Genomic DNA, 16,196 nt, shown 5'->3' with positions numbered 1-16,196 from the left:
TAAACGCACAATTCGCAGTCAGCCGGCGCCGCGATCTTGGGCGCCTTCCCTCTTGGCCAGATCGGCCAGCAGGATCTCGCGTTCCTGGGGTGTGTTCGCGCCCCTAAGTCTGGCCCGCGCGTCGCTCGATGGCGCGAGCCGCGCTACGCCGGCCCGTTCCGCCAGTCGGGCCATCGACCAATCGGCCCGGGCGTCAGATGGCAGGGCCGCGAGCGTCACGACAAGCGGAAGGTGGAGGCCCTCATAGGCGGCGCATGATGCACCGGAGGCGAGCAGCGGCGCGAGATCCAGCACCGTCAGGCTCGGTGCGTCGACGGCCAGCACCAGGGCGCGGTCGCATCCAGCATCGCGCAAGGCCAAGGCCCCCGCCAACACTCCCCCCACGGGCCCGCCTAGCGGCGTCTCCTCCACGACGACCGGCAGGCCATAGTCAGTGGTACCGACGGTGACGACGATCGACGCGCCGACCTCGAATGCAAGATCGGCCACCCGGTCCACGGCGCGGCGGCCGAGCCAGTCCATCGCCGCCTTGTCCACGCCCATGCGGCTGGAGGCTCCGCCGCTCAGGATTATCGCGCCTAGTTGCATGGCCGCTCCCGCGATCGATCGAACGCCTCAAGCTGCGATCCAGAACGCCGCGACGCCGCCAGCGTCAAGACGCCCCCGGAGCGTCCAACGCCACATTGAGAAAACGTTCGAGCGTCGGAGTGGTGTCCCCGTGCCGCCAGACGACGCCGCTTTCGAGCGATGGCGCGCCCTTCTGCAGGGTCACATAGGCGACGCCCTTGCGCGCCAGACTGCGCAGCGAATCCGGGACAAGCGCGATGCCCATACCGGCGGAGACTAGGCTGATGATCGTCTGCATCTGGATGGCCTCCTGGACAATCCGGGCCTTACCGCCGTGCGCGGCGAAGTAGCCGGTCACCAGGTCGTAGAACGCCGGGGCCGAGCGCCTTGGAAAGATGATCAAGGGAGCTCCGATCACCGCCTCAGGCGCCAACTGATCCTCCGTGAGCTGCAAGCGGCCCTCGTCGATCCAGCTCTCAGGCGCGGCCACCACCAGCGGTTCAGACACCAGGCGGCGATAGCTCAGCGGCTCTGGCAGTTCCCCGCTCGCCGGAGGGATGATGATACCGGCGTGCCCTTGGCCTTCCAGCAAGGCCGCGATCTGCACGTCGCTGGTCGCCTCAGTCAGGGCGATCTCGACGGCCGGGTAGAGGTTCGCATAGCGGCGGACCAGATCGGGCAGGATGCTGTAGTCGGCCGTGCTGACGAACGAGAGTTCCAGACGTCCGGCGTCGCCATCGCGCAGCCGCTTGGCGAGGTCCGGCAGGGCGGCCACGCTGGCCAAGGCGGCGCGCACATGGACCAGCCACTGCTCGCCAAAGGGCGTCAGGGCGACGCTGCGCTTTGTGCGAACGAACAGCGCCGCGCCCAGCTCACGCTCCAGCGTCAGGATCGACTGGCTAAGCGGCGGTTGAGTCATGCCGAGCCGCGTGGCCGCGCGCCCGAAATGCAGGGTTTCGGCCACCGCCTCGAAGTGCCGCAGTTGCCGGACTTCCATCACTCAGACTCCCAGCGACCCAATCGAGGCACACTAATATATTTCACAGCCGTTGAGCGACAGGGTATCGAGGCCCGTCATCACCTGGATATCCGTCATGCCGGTCTATCGCTCACGCACCTCCACCCATGGCCGCAACATGGCCGGCGCTCGCGGCCTGTGGCGCGCGACCGGAATGAAGGACGGCGACTTCGGCAAACCGATCATCGCTGTCGTGAACTCCTTCACCCAGTTCGTGCCGGGGCACGTGCACCTGAAGGACCTGGGTCAGTTGGTGGCGCGCGAGATCGAAAAGGTCGGCGGCGTGGCCAAGGAGTTCAACACCATCGCGGTCGATGACGGCATCGCCATGGGCCACGACGGCATGCTCTACAGCCTGCCCTCGCGCGAGTTGATCGCCGACAGCGTCGAGTACATGGCCAACGCGCACTGCGTGGACGCCATGGTCTGCATCTCTAATTGCGACAAGATCACGCCCGGCATGCTGATGGCTTCGCTGCGCCTCAACATCCCGACGGTGTTCGTCTCCGGCGGCCCGATGGAGGCCGGCAAGGTGGTGCTGAACGGCAAGGAGGTCGCCCTGGACCTGGTCGACGCCATGGTCGCCGCTGCCGACGAGTCGATCAGCGACGCCGACGTGGCGGCCATCGAGCGCGCGGCCTGCCCCACCTGCGGCTCCTGCTCGGGCATGTTCACCGCCAATTCGATGAACTGCCTGACCGAGGCGCTGGGCCTGTCGCTGCCAGGCAACGGATCAGTGCTCGCCACCCACGCCGACCGCGAGCGCCTGTTCCTGGAAGCCGGTCGCCTGATCGTCGACATCACCCGCCGCCACTACGAAAATGACGACGCCAGCGTGCTGCCGCGTTCGGTCGCCAGCTTCGAGGCGTTCGAGAACGCCATGAGCCTGGACATCGCCATGGGGGGCTCGACCAATACGGTGCTGCACCTGTTGGCCGCCGCGCATGAGGCCGGCGTCGACTTCACCATGGCCGATATCGACCGCCTGTCGCGTCAAGTGCCCTGCCTGTCCAAGGTGGCGCCGGCCAAGTCCGATGTTCACATGGAAGACGTCCACCGGGCCGGCGGCGTCATGGCGATCCTCGGCGAACTGGACCGCGGCGGCCTGCTGAAGACCGACCAGCCTACCGTCCACAGCCCGACCCTGTCCGACGCGCTGAATCGCTGGGACATCGCGCGCACCAACAGCGAAGAGGTGCAGACCTTCTTCAAGGCCGCGCCGGGCGGCGTACCGACCCAGGTGGCCTTCAGCCAGGCCCGCCGCTGGAAGGAACTCGACCTCGACCGGGAGGGCGGAGTCATCCGTTCGGTGGAACACGCCTTCTCCAAGGACGGCGGCTTGGCCGTGCTGAGCGGCAACCTCGCCCTTGAAGGCAGCATCGTGAAAACCGCAGGGGTCGATGAAGGCTCTCTGGTCTTTGCTGGCCCGGCGCGGGTGTTTGAAAGCCAGGACGCGGCGGTCAGCGCCATCCTCACCAACGTGGTGAAGGCTGGCGACGTGGTTGTGATCCGCTATGAGGGGCCTCGCGGCGGGCCGGGGATGCAGGAGATGCTCTACCCGACCAGCTATCTGAAATCGAAGGGCCTCGGGAAAGCCTGCGCTCTGATCACCGACGGGCGCTTCTCCGGCGGCACCTCCGGCCTGTCGATCGGCCACGTCTCGCCGGAAGCCGCCGAGGGCGGTCTGATCGCGCTGGTCGAAGACGGCGACCGGATCGAGATCGACATCCCCAGCCGGACCATGGAACTGAAGGTGCCCGACGCGGTGCTGGCTGAACGGCGCGCCGCCATGGTGGCCTTGGGCGACAAAGCCTGGAAGGCCCACGGCCGGACACGGAAGGTGTCCACGGCCCTGCGTGCCTACGCCGCCTTCACCACCAGCGCCGCGCGCGGCGCGGTCCGCGACGTCGACCAACAGCGGTAGTTGAGGGCGGGCGGCATCGCCCGCCTCTCCACCTGAAAGGAACTGCGTTTCGCGGCCTGGCGTTTGCATGACAAGCACAGGCGGAAAACGCGATGACATTCGACCCCGACAGGTTCCGCCTGGATGATCGCGTGGCGATCGTCACCGGCGCCGGCGCGGGCATCGGTCTGGCGATCGCCGAACTTTTCGCATCGGCCGGCGCCAAGGTGGTGGTGAGCGACCTGCACGAGGTCGCCGCTGAGGCGGCGGCCGAGCAAATCCGTCAGGCGGGCGGCCAGGCTATCGCGGCGCGCTGCAACGTTCTCGACGACGGCGACCTGGAACGTCTGGTGGCGAGCGCAGTTGAAGCCTTCGGCGCTGTCAGCATACTGGTGAACAACGCCGGCGGCGGCGGTCCCAAGCCGTTCGACATGCCGATGAGCGACTTCGTCAGGGCCTACGAGCTCAACGTTTTTTCCGTGTTCCGGCTGGCCCAGCTTTGTGCGCCCCACATGGAACAGGCGGGCGGCGGCTCGATCATCAACATCAGTTCGATGGCGGGCGAGAACAAGAACTTCCGCATGGCGTCCTACGGCTCGTCCAAGGCCGCCGAAAACCACCTCACGCGCAACATCGCCTTCGATCTCGGGCCGAAGGGAATTCGGGTCAATGCGATTGCGCCGGGCGCAACCAAGACCGCCGCGCTGAAGAGCGTGCTCAATCCCGAGATTGAGAAGGCGATGCTGAAACACACCCCGCTGGGACGCCTCGGCGAACCCGACGACATGGCGTATGCGGCGCTGTTTCTGGCCTCCCCGGCCTCGGCCTGGATTTCCGGCCAGGTCATCACGGTCAGCGGCGGCGGCGTCCAGGAACTCGACTAGGCCCGCCCGCCGCGAGCAGTCACGCGCCCCTCTACTACCCCGCCATCAACACTGAGACAGCATACGCGCAGACCTAATGAGATGGTTGAAGCGTTGAATTTCGACGCCCAACACCAATTAGGGACAGAGTCCACAAGGCGCACTGCGCCTGGAAGATGGCCCAAAGAACACAGCAAGAAGGATTTTCGAAAATCCTGAAACTCTGCTGTTGCAACGATTAGTTTCAGATGAAACTAATCGCCCGCGCGCCACATTTAAGAGCGTCGCCGCGGGGGATTACATGACCAAACTTAAAACTACAAGGCAGCGCACGCGCTTGCTTGGAGCCACGGCCCTGGGCTCAGCCCTGCTGGTCACAGGCGGCGGGACCGCCTGGGCTCAAGGGACCGCCGCGAGCGGTCCGCAGGTTGAAGAACTCGTCGTCACGGCGCTGAAGCGCTCGACCGTTCTTCAAGACACGCCGATCGCCATCTCCGCCGTCACCGGCGAGACCCTGGCCAAGATGGGCGTCGACAATATCAGCGACTACGCCAAGGCGGTGCCCGGCCTGACCCTGGTCGATGGCGGCCCCGGCGCGCGGCGCATTGTGATCCGCGGCATCCAGGGCGCCGGTGAAGCCCAGGTCGGCGTCTATTATGACGAAGTCCCGGTCGGCGGTTCGCCCGGCACCACCAGCGACAGCGGCGCCCGTTCGCCCGACCTGAAGATGTTCGACGTCCAGCAGGTCGAAGTGCTGCGCGGCCCGCAAGGCACGCTGTACGGCTCCGGCTCCATGGCCGGCACGGTACGCGTGATCTTCAAGAAGCCCATCTACGAATATGAAGGTGCGGTCGAGGGCAACATCTTCTCCACCAACGAAGGCGGCATGGGCTACGAGGCCAACGCCATGGTCAACGTGCCGTTGGTCGAGGACAAGCTGGCCGCGCGCGCGGTCCTGTTCTACCGCGAGGCCGAAGGCTACGTGGACAACACCTATCTCGGCCTGAAGAACGTCAACGACGAAACCACCTGGGCTGGCCGACTGCTGGTTCGCTTCGAGCCGACCGAGAACCTGACCATCGATGCGGCGGCCTTCGTCCAGCGCACCGATGGGGCGTCTTCGCTGGTCAGCGTCAAGGCCGGCGACTACGTCTCGACCTCCCGCGCAGAACTGCCGCTGTTCGACGACTACAACATCTACAGCCTGACCGGTCGCTGGGACCTCGGCTGGGGCACCCTAACCGGGGTGACCTCGAAGTACTCGCGTAGCCAGCTGCAGACCACCGACGTCAGCAACTTCATCAGCAACCTGCGCAACAACCCCGCCCTCTGCGCCTCGCGCAACGGCGGCCTGCCTTGCGGCCCGGGCGAGTTCGCGACCTACAACGCCTATGTGAACACCCACACGCCTAGCACCCTGCACCAGCCGCAGGACGTCGACACCTGGACCAACGAACTTCGCCTGTCCTCGAACGGCGACGGCGCGTTGAACTGGACTGTCGGGCTGTTCTCGGAAGACCGCGACGCGTTCATCCTCAGCCAGCAGCAAGGCGTCGATCCGGCCACCGGCATAGCCTATTCGCCGGCGCGCATCTCGACTGTCCGCACCATCGACGACAGCCTGAAGCAGACGGCCGCCTTCGGTGAAGGCTCCTACGAGGTCACCGACAAGCTGACGCTGACGGCCGGCGCCCGCTACTTCAAGTACGAGAAGAAGATCGTCGGCGAGACCACCATCGGTCTCGACCTGATCGGCGCGCGCGTGACCCCGCCGACCACCGTCTCCTCCAAGGAAGACGGTTGGGTGTTCAAGTTCAACGCCTCCTACGAGGTGAACGACGACATCATGGTCTACGCCCAAGCCGCCGAAGGCTTCCGTCCAGGCGGCGCCAACCAGGTCATCGGCCTGCCCGGCGCGCTGACCCCCTATTCGTCCGACAGCCTGGTCAACTACGAGATCGGGGCGAAGACGGCCTGGTGGAACAACCGCCTGACCCTCAACTTCGATGTCTACCAGATCGACTGGGACAACATGCAGGTCAGCGGCCGGACGCCGAACGGCGCCTTCTCGTTCATCAGCAACGCCGGCGCCGCCCGGGTGCGCGGGGCCGAGATCGAGGCCTTCCTCAACCCGATGGACGGCCTGCAGCTTCAGGCCAACGCAAGCTTCAGCGACGCCAAGCTGGTCGAGGATCAGATCAACCCCGACGTCAACGCGCCAGGCCGCGAAGGCGACCGTATCCCGTACATCCCGAAAGCCACCGCCGGCGTGGCGGTCCAGTACACCTGGCCGCTCAGCGACACCCTGGACGGCATGGCCCGGCTCGACGCCAACTATGTCGGCTCCAGCTATTCGGAATTCCGCCCGAACAACGCCTTCAGGCAGAAAATCCCCGACTACACGCTCGCCAACGTCCGCGTGGGCGTCGAGGCGGATGAGTGGGCGGCCTATCTCTACGTCAACAACATCACCGACGAACTGGCCTACGTGCTGAAGAACCAAAGCGCGATCAGCGCTGGAACGATCAACGGCATCACGGTGCGTCCGCGCACCGTCGGCATGAGCCTGAACAAGAAGTTCTAGTCAGCCTTCACCGTTCACGCGACGGGCTCGCCCGCCGCGTGAACGGCCCCTTTTAGTTTTCAACATTCCTCGACTGTTCCCCCTCCCCACGCCGGTGGGGAAGCGCCCCGGCTCGCCCCTGGCGCCGGCATTACCCAGTAGGAGTCTCGTCCCTTGAAGATCAGCTCGCCGTTCCGCGCCGCGGCCATGGCCTCGGTCGCCGCCCTAGCCCTTGTCGCCGCACCCGCCCAGGCCAAGGACGTCGTTGTCCATGCCGGCCGGCTCATCGACGGGGTCGGCAAGCAGCCGCGGACCCAAGTCTCCATCCGCATCACCGACGACAAGATCGTCGCCGTGGAGCCCGGCTTCGTCACCCCGGCCGGCGCCGAGGTGATCGACCTATCGCTCGCCACCGTCATGCCGGGCTTCATCGACAGCCACACCCACATCCAATCGCAGAAGCCCAAGGGCGACCCGATCGCCCGCAAGCTGACCCGCACCAGCCTGGACTCGGCGCTGTCGTCCACGGTCAACGCCCGCAATCTGCTGCTGGCGGGCTTCACCTCGATCCGCGATGTCGGCGGCGGCGGCGGCGTGGACGTTGCGCTGAAGCGCGCCATCGACGGCGGCCAGATCGTCGGTCCCCGCATGTGGGTGGCGATGGAGCCCCTTGGCCCGACCGGCGGTCACTCCGACCCCACCAACGGCCTGGACCCTGATCTGGACCACCCGGGCTGGGGCCACTCGGTGGTCGATGGTCCCGACGAAGTCCGCAAGGAAGTGCGCGCCCACCAAAAGCGCGGCGCCGACCTGATCAAGATCATGCCCAGCGGCGGCGTGCTCAGCATCGGCGATGATCCGAACCACGAACTGATGACCGCCGAAGAGGTCAAGGCGGCCGTCGAGACAGCCCATAGCCTCGGCCTCAAGGTCGCGGCCCACGCTCACGGCAAGACCGCCATCGACATGGCGGTGAAGCTGGGCGTGGACTCCATCGAGCACAGCTCGTTCGCCGACGCCGAGAGCTACAAGCTGTTCAAGCAGCACGGGACCTATCTCGTCCCCACCTTGCTGGTGGCGTCCAACTCCCTCGAATTGGCCCGCACGCACCCTGAACTGATGAACCCGTCGGCCGCGGCCAAGGCGATGGTGGTGGTGCCGCAGACTCTGCGCAACTTCGGGGAAGCCTATCGCGCCGGGGTCAAGATCGCCTTCGGCACCGACACCGCGCTGGGCGAGAACGGCAAGGAGTTTGCCCTGATGGTCAACGCCGGCATGCCGGCGATGGAGGCGATCCTCTCGGCCACCCAATCGGCGTCCGATCTGCTGGGCGCCGCCGACAAGGTGGGTTCGGTTCAGCCCGGCCGCTTCGCCGACCTCGTCGCCGTCAATGGCGATCCGCTGGCCGACATCACCGAACTGCAGCACGTCGATTTCGTGATGAAGGGCGGCGTGGTCTACAAGCAGGACGGCAAGGCCACCGTCGCCTCCAACTAAAGCCAGCCCGCCGGCGCAGACTACCGCGCCGGCGGCTCTCCACTTTCGAGCTGTCATGAAGTCCGTCCGGATCGCCGCCGCCCAGACGCTCGAATACCGCGAAGACATCGGCGCGGCGCTCGCCGCCGCAGCCGACTTCGCCGCTCAGGCCGAGGCGAAAGGGGCCTCGCTGCTGGTCTTCCCCGAAGGCTTTCTCCAAGGCTACCTGACGCAAGAGGCTCCGGCCCGGCGCAACGCCCTCGACCTCGCCTCCCCTGCATTCGCCGAGGTGCTGGAGCGGTTTCCGAAGACCGCGCCGATGCTCGTCATGGGCATGATCGAGGTGGAGAACGGCCGGCTCTACAACACCGCCATAGTGGTGAAGGGCCGCGCCCTGATCGGCCGGTATCGCAAAGCGCACCTCCTGGGCGGCGAGCGGATATTCGATGCGGGTCGGGAGAGTTCGGTCTTCGAGGCGGACGGCCTGCGGTTCGGCATCAATATTTGCTACGACATGAACTTTCCGGAGGCCGCGCGGCAGGTCGCCGCGCTAGGCGCCTCCCTGATTGTCGGCCCAGCCAACAACATGATGCAGCGTGAAACGGCTGAGATCTGGAAGGATCGGCACAATCCGGCCCGTGGCGAACGATGTCGCGAGACCGGCCTCTGGTTGGTATCCGCCGACGTCGTCGGGGCTCGCGATGGGAAGATCTCGTGGGGGCCGACCGCCATCTTGAATCCCTCCGGCGAGGTCGAGGCTCAGCTGCCCCTGGAACAGCCTGGCTTGCTGATCTTCGACATCCCCGATCGCCTATCGAGTCCTTCGAGTTCAGTGCACACTGAGACAAGCGCCTGATTTTTCCGACTCCGATGCAAAACATCGGCGGCGCCGATGCTCCGGGCGGCGGGCAAATACATCGATAACAGGTTCAATCCCGATCGCGCGATTCATCAGGCGAAACCCTTGGTTTCACCATCAATAAAAACCCTGAGATAACTTCGACCGGTAGAATCCATCGTCAGGCTGAATGCTTGACCATGGACAACAATTCAGTAACGGTAAGGAAATATTTACCTCGACACTGAGGAAAATGACCGTGCGAATAGCCGTATTTCTGATCGTCAGCGCCTCTTTCTTCGCCACAACAGCGGTCCAAGCACAGGTTACGGGCGTGGTCACGCACACCAGCGCGACAGTGGAATTCAGGCCCGGCGCCGACGGCTCGAAAACCGTCCATGAAGTGTTGGGGCCGCAGATCGACGGCTCGCTTGGCGGCCGCAGCTGGGGGTCAGGCGCCAGCTTCGCCGCCACCTCTCGTGTCGAGCCTAACTTCGTTGAATTCCAGAATGGCAACGCCGCCGGCGGGACCTTCAGTTACGTCACATCGCGGACCCTGGTGGACATCAGTTTCACCAACGACGGCCAGATGGCGGTTACGCCCAGCCTGCTCTCAACCATCACGCCGGCCGGGCTTGGGCTGTTCACCGACGCCCAATGCCTGAACAATCTCAACACCTGCTCGGCGCTGGCGCCCACCGCAGTAGACAGCCGCAACTTCCTGGACTTCAAGCCCGGCGCCGCGGAGGACATCGCGGGCGCCTCGTTCCTCTTCCGCATCAGTGGCGACGGGCAGACGCTCTATGAGCTCCAAGGCAGCCTGGGCCTCATCTACGATCCTGTTAGCAACGCCAACATCCTGGTCAGCGACCTGGATGATGCGGCGGGCGCCCTCTCCGGCTTTCGGATGGTGTCGGCGCCTGGAGACCTGAACGAGTTCAGCTTCGTGTGGGACGCCACCGACATAGATGTGAGTTTCCCGGCAGGCACCTTGCTGCTGCCGGGAGAGTCCTCGACGCTCACCTACGAGACGGTCGTACAGTCCTACTCACGCAGCGGATGCTTCGAGATTCAAAACGGGACGTGCGTACTGTCCTATTCCTCGTTCGGCGACCCGATAGGGCGCGGCGGCACCTCACGCCCTCACCTGCGCCAAGCCTTAGCGGCCAGTCCCGGCCCGAGCGACGATATCGAGTTCGACCCCTTCCGCTTTGAGTCTCCGACCTTCAAGAACGGGGTGGTCTCGTTCCGGCTGCTGCCGCTTTCAGCGGTTCCCGAGCCGTCGATCTGGGCCATGATGATCGTCGGTTTCGGATTGATCGGAGCGGCGGCGAGGCGGCGACGGGCCGACCCAGTGACGCTCTAGCGGGCGCGCCCGTCACTTGGCGCCGCGATACAGCGCATTCCTGAGCTACAGCCACCGCGACAAGGCGGTGGTGGTTTGGCTGCATCGCACCCTGGAGACCTATCGCGTCCCCTCCAAGCTCGTGGGCCTTGAAACCTCCCTTGGGATCACGCCGGCTAGGCTGCTGCCGCTCTTTCGGGATCGCGACGAACTGCCGGCCTCTGACGACCTAGGAAGCGCGATTACTGCGGCGCTGGCCGCCTCGCAGTTCCTGGTGGTGATCTGTTCTCCGGCCGCGGCGGCGTCCCGATGGGTCGATCAGGAGATCCTGTCCTTCAAGCGGATGCACGGCGAGGGCCGGATCTTCGCCTTGATCGCCAGCGGCGAGCCGTTCGCCTCGGCGTCTCCGGAGACGGCCGATCAGGAGTGCTTCCCGCCCAGCCTACGTTTCCGGATCGGCCCGGATGGAGAGCTATCCAACGAACCGGCCGAGCCGATCGCCGCCGACATCAGGCCCGAAGGCGACGGCAAGCGGCTGGCGAAGCTGAAGCTGGCCGCTGGTCTCCTGGGGGTCGAGCTCGACGCGCTGGTCCAGCGCGAAACCCACAGGCGCATCCGCCGTATGGCGATCATATCGTCGGCTGCGGTCGTCGGGATGATCTTCGCCGTAGGCCTGGCCTTCTACGCCAACGCCAGGCGGATCGAAGCCAACCAGCAGCGCCAGGTCGCCGAGCGCGAGGCCGCCACCGCGCGCGCCACAGCCGACTACCTGGTCGACACCTTCCGGCTGTCCGAACCCTCGACGCAGAACCCGCGGACGATCACCGCGCTCTCGATCCTGGATCGAAGCGCCGAACGCGCCCGCACCGAGTTGGCCGACCAGCCCGTGGTCCTGGCCCGCCTGATCTCCACCCTAGGGATGGCCTACAACAATCTGGGCCTGGCCAATGAGGCGCGTCAGGCGATTGAGGGGTCGGCGCCGGCGATCGCCAAGGCGGGGGCGGACGGCGCCGACGCTCAACTGACGCTGGCTGGGACCTATCTGATGCTGGGTCAACTGGACCGGGCGATGACCACGGTCGCCAAGGCGCAGGCCACGCTGGGACCAGACCCAGCCAACCGGCCGGACGTGCGAGTTAGAGCCGCCGTCACCGAGGGCATGATCCACGCCGCCGCCGGAGAAACAACAAAGGGCATCGCCGCCTTCGACCGCGCCCTGGCCGTCTACCGCACGTCGCCCGGGCTCAATCCGGCCCGGCTGGCGACGGTGCTGCAGGCGCGCGGCAACCTGCTGTCGGACGACGGCCAGTTCGCCGCGGCCGAGACGTCACTGGGCGAGGCGCTCAAGCTCAACCGAAGCACGTTGGGCGACCACCACATGGAGACCGGCCAGACCTGGTTCGCCCTGGCCCAGAACGCATTCCTCGCTGGCGACCTGCCGCTGGCCGAGACGCGGATCGCCAACGCCCTCAAGATCGAGCGCGAGGTGCTCGACCCCGACAATCCGATCATCGCCGACGCGCTTTCGATGCAGGGCCAGATCTATCAGGCTCAAAAGCGGCTGGTAGAGGCCGAGCGGTCGCTGGAACAGGCGGTGGCGATCTACAAGAAGGCCTTCGCCGGGCCGCACTATCTGATCGGGATCGCCGAGGTCTATCTGGCCCTGGTCGAGTCCGAGCGCGGTCGTACCGAAATGGCGCTGCGGATCCTCGACGACGCCAAGCACAATTACGACGTCAGCTACGGCAGGATCCATCCCAATCACGGCGACCTGCTGGTCAACCGGGCGACCATCCTGGCCCGAGCGGGACGCCGCAACGAGGCCCGGACCGATTGCGCCGAGGGCCTGAAGATCCTGGCCCAGACTATGGGGCCGCAAGCCAGCTACACCAAATCCATGACGGCGGTCTGTGCGCAGATCTGAAGGGGACATCATGCCGGGCCTTGCCATGAGACCACGGATGCGCGCTGCTGGTCGCCGGCAGTCAAAGGGGATGAGCAGGGACTTGGCCAGCCAGCACCCTCCACGCGTCCGGCCTATACTGACGGTGGGCGTCACCGGCCACCGGCGGCTGACTGTGGAATCCCTGGAACCGTTGAAGCGGTCCATCGAGATCATCCTGCGCGAACTGGCTCATGACGCGCGATCGGTGGCGGCCGACCACCTCGACGTTTTTGAAACCCCCGATCCGCAGCTCACCCTGCTGTCCGGCCTCGCGATGGGGGCCGACCAGATCGGCGCCGCCGTAGCGTTGGAACAGGGTTGGAGCCTGGACGCCGTCCTGCCGTTCGCGGTCGAGGAGTACGCACACGACTTCGCCGGCGAAACCGCCGACAATTTCCGCCGGCTGCTGGCCCAGACCCGCCATTCATGGTCGGTGCCATCCACGCGCGAACAGGGCGATCAAGCCTACGCCTTATCCGGACAGGTGACCGCCGCGCAGTCTGACCTGATCATCGCGGTCTGGGACGGGGACGAAGCGCGCGGGCCTGGGGGAACAGCCGAGGTCGTGGACTACGCAATCCGTCGGGGCGTGCCGGTAATCTGGTTGCCGGCCGACGGGGTTTCGGCCGCCTCCATCCTATGGGCCGGCTTTGATCATCTCTCGCCCTGCCTGCTCGACCGACATGGCGCGCCGCGACGCCCCTGCGACGGTCCGCAGCTCCGCGAACTCGTCACCAGGCTGCTGGCGCCGCCGCCCGCCCCAGAACAAAAGGCCAGCCTGGCGACCTATCTGGCCGAACGCCAGCATCTGTGGCGCGTGCGACCGGAGTACCCGTTCCTGCTGATCCTCACCGGTACGCGCGCCGTAACGCGATACCAGCCGCGCGTGAGGCCATATGCCGAGGCGGCCGAAGCCGATTGGCGCGCCTTCCGTGCGAGCAAGGCGGCCTCGGCGCCCGAGGCCCAGGCCGGGCTGGACCAGTTGCAGGACGCCTTCGGCTGGAGCGACGCCCTGGCCAACCACTATTCCCAGACCTATCGCGGAGGCCTGGTGTTCAACTATTCCGCCGCCGCCCTGTCGGTCTTGCTGGCCCTGACCGGTCTGTTGGCGCCGGGCGCGAAGGTCTGGCTGCTGCTGTCGGAGCTGGCGGTGTTGGCGGCGCTGATCGGCAACACCGCCCAAGGCACGCGCGCCAACTGGCACCGTCGCTGGCTGGACTACCGCTATCTGGCCGAACGGCTGCGCCCGTTGCGCAGTCTGCGGCTGCTGGGCGCGGCGACGCCAGGCTTCAACCTCAACCCCGCTGGCGCAGCCAAGTGGAGCGATTGGTACGCGCAAGCCCTGTGGCGACAGCTCGGCCCGCCAGCCGCCCTCGCCAGCACCGCCCAGGTCGCCGATTTGGCCGAACAGGTCGCGCTGCATGAGCTGGACTCGCAGATCGCCTACAACCGCGCCAACGCCGAGCGAATGCATCACCTGGATCACAGTCTGCACCGAGTGGGGACGGCGCTGTTCTACGGCGCGGTGCTGGTCGGGATCTTCAGCCTGATCGGCTACACGCTTCACATCGAGATCATTTCCTCCTGGAGCAAGATGCTGACCGTGCTGTCGGCCGGTCTGCCAACCATCGGCGCGGCCCTGTTCGGCATCCGCGGCCAGGGCGACTTCGCCGCCGCTGCTGGTCGCTCGGAGGCCACCGCCGAACGCCTGGAAGCCCTGGCCCACCGCCTGCGCTCAAGGCCGATCGACCTGCCCATGGCCGCGCGAGCGGCCGAGGATTTCGCCGCGACCATGCTGGACGACCTGGACGAATGGCATGTCAGCTACCGACATAGGAAACTGGCGATTCCCGCCTAGGACCAGGACACGTCTTCGATGCCTGAAGCCGCCGCCGAAAGCGATATCCAGATCGGCGCGGTGCGCTTGCGCGAGCACCTGTTGAACCATGCCGAGTTGCTGTTCCGGCGCGCGCTCACGACAGCCCCAGGTCACCCGACCGCGACGCGCCTGCTCGGGGTCACGCTCTTCAAGATGGGGCGGGCCGTTGAAGGCCTGACCCTGCTGCGCGCCGCCACCGAGCAGGACGAGGCCCCGCCCGCGGCCTGGAGCGATCTGGCCACCGCCCTCCAACGCCATGGCGACGCCGAAGGCGCCGCCCAAGCCTACGCCCGCGCAGCCTCACAGGCCGGAACTCACATCCCCGTCGATCTCGGCTTTTCGAGCGAGCGCGCCGTCCACGAGTTCAAGGTCGTCGACTATCCCTACCGCTCGGTGGTGCGTTACGGCGCGGGCCGACCGCCGCACCGCGAGCTGGACGAACTGATTGGATCAGGCCGCGACGCCTACCGGACGTTCCTGTCCGATATGGGGCAGATCCAGGAGGACTTCGCCAAGATCCCGCTCGGCGGCACATACGAGACCAGAACGCCCTTTTGGCTGAACGCCTGGTTCCCGCCGCTGGACGGCATGGCGCTGACCCAGATGCTGCGCGGGACCAACCCGGACCGCTTCGTCGAGATCGGCTCAGGGGTTTCGACCAAGTTCGCGCGCCGGGCGGTCGATCTCTACGGTCTGCGCACCAAGCTGATCTCGATCGACCCGCAGCCCCGCAACGAGATCGACGTCATCTGCGACCAGGTGCTGCGAAAGCCGCTTGAGCGCTGCAATGTCGAGATGTTCGAGGACCTGAACCCCGGCGACATCCTGTTCCTGGATTCATCGCACCGGTCGTTCCAGGGCTCGGACGTGACCGTGTTTTTCATGGAGATCCTGCCGCGCCTGAAGCCCGGCGTGATCGTCCACATCCATGACATCTACCTGCCCGACGACTATGTCAGCGGCCACGTTCCGCGCATGTGGAACGAGCAATACCTGCTGGGCGTCGCCCTGCTGTTCGGGCGGGACGCGTTCGAGATCCTCTTCCCCTGCTGGTTCGTCGGCCAGGATCCGGAGCTGTCACACCACGCAGACGCCATGCTGCGCCAGGGACCGCTGGAAGGCCTCAATCTCTATGGGGCTTCGTTCTGGATGCGGAAAACCTGAGGCCGAATTCGTCCGCAGTTCTGCAACGCACAATAGTACTTCGTCCACACTTCCCGGCATAGCACTGCGTCAGGCGCGGCTTGTCGCCTAGTTTTCTGGAGTGTGTGATGCCCGGCCCCACCGCCACGATCCAAATCAACGACACCGCGCTGAAAATCGGCGACACCGCGACAGTGACACTCACCTTCTCCGAGGAGGTCACGGGGGTTAGCCTAACCGGCTTCACCAACTCCGGCGGCGTCCTTGCCAACCTGACCACAGCCGACAATTTTGTCTACACGGCGACCTTCACGCCCACTTTGAATTTTCAGAGCTCCCTAAACTACATCGACTTTGACATGGCGACGGCCCGGAGTATTGGGACGCTTGAACTCGGCTCCGGGATAATCGACTCCGGCAACTACGTGATCGACACCTTGCGCCCGACCGCGACAGGCATCGCAATAAGCGACGCAATGTTGAAGGTCGGCGACACAGCTGAGGTGACAATCACCTTCTCCGAAGCGGTGAGCGGCTTCACCAGCGCCGACCTGGACATCGCCAACGGAACGCTCTTGAACGTGGCCAGCAGCGATGGCGGCGTAACCTGGACCGGGACACTCACTCCGAGCGCCGGAATCTCCGACACCACCAAC

12 protein-coding genes are annotated in these 16,196 nt (G+C 65.8%); 10 read left to right on the top strand and 2 right to left on the bottom strand.

What is annotated here, in order from left to right; all coding sequences use genetic code 11:
* Positions 1 to 18 precede the first annotated feature (18 nt).
* Positions 19 to 588: a molybdenum cofactor guanylyltransferase gene (locus Q8M13_RS04390; RefSeq protein ID WP_305298451.1), complete on the bottom strand. Its 570-nt coding sequence runs from the start codon at positions 586 to 588 to the stop codon at positions 19 to 21.
* Positions 589 to 652: 64 nt separating this feature from the next.
* Positions 653 to 1,564, bottom strand: a complete 912-nt coding sequence (locus Q8M13_RS04385) for a LysR family transcriptional regulator (RefSeq protein WP_305298450.1) — start codon at positions 1,562 to 1,564, stop codon at positions 653 to 655.
* 97 nt (positions 1,565 to 1,661) lie between these two features.
* Between Q8M13_RS04385 and ilvD the strand changes: the two genes are divergently transcribed.
* From ilvD to Q8M13_RS04335, 10 genes are all read left to right on the top strand, one after another.
* Complete coding sequence (gene ilvD / locus Q8M13_RS04380) at positions 1,662 to 3,509, top strand: dihydroxy-acid dehydratase (protein ID WP_305298448.1); 1,848 nt, start codon at positions 1,662 to 1,664, stop codon at positions 3,507 to 3,509.
* Positions 3,510 to 3,601: 92 nt separating this feature from the next.
* Entirely contained in the window at positions 3,602 to 4,372 is a 771-nt protein-coding gene (gene hdhA, locus Q8M13_RS04375) for a 7-alpha-hydroxysteroid dehydrogenase (RefSeq protein WP_305298446.1), read from the top strand.
* 280 nt (positions 4,373 to 4,652) lie between these two features.
* On the top strand, positions 4,653 to 6,935 hold the full coding sequence (locus Q8M13_RS04370) for a TonB-dependent receptor (RefSeq protein WP_305298445.1): 2,283 nt from the start codon (positions 4,653 to 4,655) through the stop codon (positions 6,933 to 6,935).
* 153 nt (positions 6,936 to 7,088) lie between these two features.
* Positions 7,089 to 8,411, top strand: coding sequence for an amidohydrolase family protein (locus Q8M13_RS04365; protein ID WP_305298443.1), 1,323 nt, complete (start codon positions 7,089 to 7,091; stop codon positions 8,409 to 8,411).
* Positions 8,412 to 8,466: 55 nt separating this feature from the next.
* Positions 8,467 to 9,246, top strand: coding sequence for a carbon-nitrogen hydrolase family protein (locus Q8M13_RS04360; protein WP_305298442.1), 780 nt, complete (start codon positions 8,467 to 8,469; stop codon positions 9,244 to 9,246).
* 241 nt (positions 9,247 to 9,487) lie between these two features.
* A complete protein-coding gene (locus Q8M13_RS04355; protein ID WP_305298440.1) occupies positions 9,488 to 10,594 on the top strand; it encodes a PEPxxWA-CTERM sorting domain-containing protein in 1,107 nt (368 codons plus the stop codon).
* A 16-nt stretch (positions 10,595 to 10,610) separates the two neighbouring features.
* Positions 10,611 to 12,497 (top strand): toll/interleukin-1 receptor domain-containing protein, encoded by a 1,887-nt coding sequence (locus Q8M13_RS04350; protein ID WP_305298439.1) that lies wholly within the window; start codon positions 10,611 to 10,613, stop codon positions 12,495 to 12,497.
* Positions 12,498 to 12,579: 82 nt separating this feature from the next.
* Positions 12,580 to 14,376 (top strand): hypothetical protein, encoded by a 1,797-nt coding sequence (locus Q8M13_RS04345; RefSeq protein ID WP_305298438.1) that lies wholly within the window; start codon positions 12,580 to 12,582, stop codon positions 14,374 to 14,376.
* 18 nt (positions 14,377 to 14,394) lie between these two features.
* Positions 14,395 to 15,561, top strand: coding sequence for a class I SAM-dependent methyltransferase (locus Q8M13_RS04340; protein ID WP_305298437.1), 1,167 nt, complete (start codon positions 14,395 to 14,397; stop codon positions 15,559 to 15,561).
* A 107-nt stretch (positions 15,562 to 15,668) separates the two neighbouring features.
* Positions 15,669 to 16,196: Ig-like domain-containing protein (locus Q8M13_RS04335; RefSeq protein ID WP_305298435.1), on the top strand; the 528-nt coding region annotated here is incomplete at its 3' end.

The organism is Phenylobacterium sp. (assembly GCF_030681155.1).
Classification (GTDB): Bacteria; Pseudomonadota; Alphaproteobacteria; order Caulobacterales; family Caulobacteraceae; genus Phenylobacterium.
This window is presented reverse-complemented; position numbering and strand designations above follow the sequence as displayed.